Origin of the sequence: Serratia sp. N21D137, assembly GCF_047530005.1 — a bacterium.
Taxonomy (GTDB): Bacteria; Pseudomonadota; Gammaproteobacteria; order Enterobacterales; family Enterobacteriaceae; genus Chania; species Chania fonticola_B.
This window is the reverse complement of record NZ_JBLJAJ010000089.1, coordinates 1-2,342: the sequence shown is the minus strand read 5'-3', so window position 1 is coordinate 2,342 and position 2,342 is coordinate 1. Positions and strand designations below refer to the sequence as shown.

Genomic DNA, 2,342 nt, shown 5'->3' with positions numbered 1-2,342 from the left:
CAAGACGGTTTTAACGGCTTCGGCCCTAAATTCTTTCGAGTAACGTTGAGTTTTTCTGGTCATAGTGAACTCCTTTTAATCCCATTCTACTCAGGAAGGAGTGTCCGTTAAAATCAGGCTACCTCAGGGTTCGCAAGTTAAGATTATGACGCTCTATCCGCTGGGTGTATTTTTTGCTGATAACATGGCTGCTCAAGGCCAGCAAAGTCCTGTATGCCGGCCAGGCATCAGTCATGTAGAAAGCAATATCAAACTGGCCCAGTAAACCCAGAAGGCGCTGTAATGTCTGAGCATTACGGGGACCCAGTACATGTGCGAGGACTCGCTTTCGGATGCGGTCGTAGGCATAGAACAGCCATCGCTGATTGCTTTTACAGCGTACATACGACCACTGCTCATCAGCTTCACAGCAGATAACGACTTCTGCTCCAGGCTCAACGTTTTGCGCTAGCTGATGCGGTGCTAGTTTTTAGATGACGGAGTACAGTGTTGAGACTTATCCGCAGTACCCTTGCCGTATCGCGGCATCCGGAGCCGTTCATCGCCATATCAACAATGGTTTGATGGGTATCCGGTTTAGCGCCGTTGTAGCGATACTGGAGCTGAAAGGTCTTCAGATGTCAATACCGATCGAATTGTGACCCACCCTGCCAAAGTAAAACGGACCCACCCCTGATCGTGGTTACTCAGAAACTTCGGCTTGCGCCTGTTTCTTGAGTTGGCCACTTTTTAATTTGTCCTTCAGCCGGTAACTCTGCCCGCTGATCTGCACGATATGTGCATGATGTAACAAACGATCCAGCATAGCTGCTGTTAGCGTCTCATCATCTCCAAACGTACCGGACCACTGCGTAAACGGCAGATTACTGGTCAACACCAGGCTGCCTGACTCATAACGTCTGGCAACAACCTGGAAGAACAAGTTGCCCTCTTCCTTACCAAACGGCAGGTAGCCGATCTCATCGATCACAAGCAACCGCGGCTTGTGAATGATGCGACTCAGATAGCCTTTAAGTTCCCCCTGGCGGTAGGCCAGATTTGTCTACAGGTTCGGGGTCACTCCATCTTCCACTGGACCCCAATTAGCTAACACAACAGCAAGATAATTAAAAAAGTTCGGTTCGGTATACTACCGAACCGTTACTTGAAGCAAACTTAAGATTAACTATTCAAATTTATGAAGATGGCTCAAATAGCTGTAATGCAAATTCCTTCATAATTTCCTGTAGCAATAAGCTACAAGAGAGTTTGAATCTCCGGCAATACTATTATTCAATGGAGTACCACTGTCCATATAAACATATAAGTGTGTGTCTATGTATACGGTGGAAGTCCACCATGCCTGAGTACTTAAGCCATAAGTTCCCATATACCCCCACTCTCCCCATAGTGCTCCTTCAGCTCTCTTGCGAAGACTTAACTCACTTGCATCCGGAAGAACACCACTACTATTTGAACAATAATTATTTACAGTCGACCATGAGCCTCTTGGGGCTTGATAAAACCATTTTGATATATTTATATCAAAGACTAACGTATCTCCTCCCGAAATGGGTTTTGCCGTGATTTTTAATTTTTTTTGCGTAGCATCTGGCATTGACTTTAAGGTCACTCTACCTTTGTCCGAGACAGATGCCCAAACATAGTTTGAAGACCATGTATATTGAGTGTTACTTGATGAATCGCCAAAGATATATATATCGAATATAGCACCAACGAACCCTGTTGTTGGGAAGCCATTACCATATTGAAATGAGTAACTATTTGCGACTAAAGTAGATTTAGGTGGCGTAACAAAAGTCACTTTCTGTGGGGCAATAGCTGTCAATAAATTGTTTTGCTTTATACTTATTGTGGCAACGCCAGTCACTGTACCTGATGTGACAGAAGCAGTATATACTCCTTCTTTTGTTTCTGTTGTACTAGAAACAGTACCCAAGTCTGTAAAAAATCCCATATTCGCTTTTGTCACTTTATTCCCAAAACTGTCAAATAAACTAAGCGTAAGATCAGAACTGCTCCATCCAGTTGCCCATACACTGCTTTTATTTGTGATAAATGAAGATTTAGACACATCAATTTCTCCAGCTTCAAGATTTATTACAACAGGACCTTCATTTAATTTTATAATAATGCCATTTATGCGGACATTAATAACCGCGCTGCCAGCGGTGGTCCCGCTCATCCGCGCCGTGTAGACCCCGGCGTTCTCCGTCACGGCAGAGAACGCCGTATTCGTCAGCACCGTCTCAAACGCCACCGCCGCCCCCGTCACCGGGTTGCCGTTCACGTCCGTCAGGGCGAGGGTCAGCTCCGACGCGTCCACCCCGTTTGCCGTGATC

General features: G+C 45.6%; 1 protein-coding gene and 2 pseudogenes. All 3 read right to left on the bottom strand.

Annotated features, from left to right (window positions below; translation table 11 throughout):
* Window positions 1-127: 127 nt before the first annotated feature.
* Window positions 128-617 (bottom strand): annotated as a pseudogene (locus tag ACMV5H_RS25335) (IS1 family transposase); the annotation flags it as partial.
* Between the two features lie 65 nt (window positions 618-682).
* Window positions 683-1,033: pseudogene (locus ACMV5H_RS25330) on the bottom strand (ATP-binding protein); the annotation flags it as partial.
* A gap of 180 nt (window positions 1,034-1,213) precedes the next feature.
* Window positions 1,214-2,342 (bottom strand): Ig-like domain-containing protein (locus tag ACMV5H_RS25325; protein ID WP_414822776.1); only part of this gene is annotated, 1,129 nt, incomplete at its 5' end.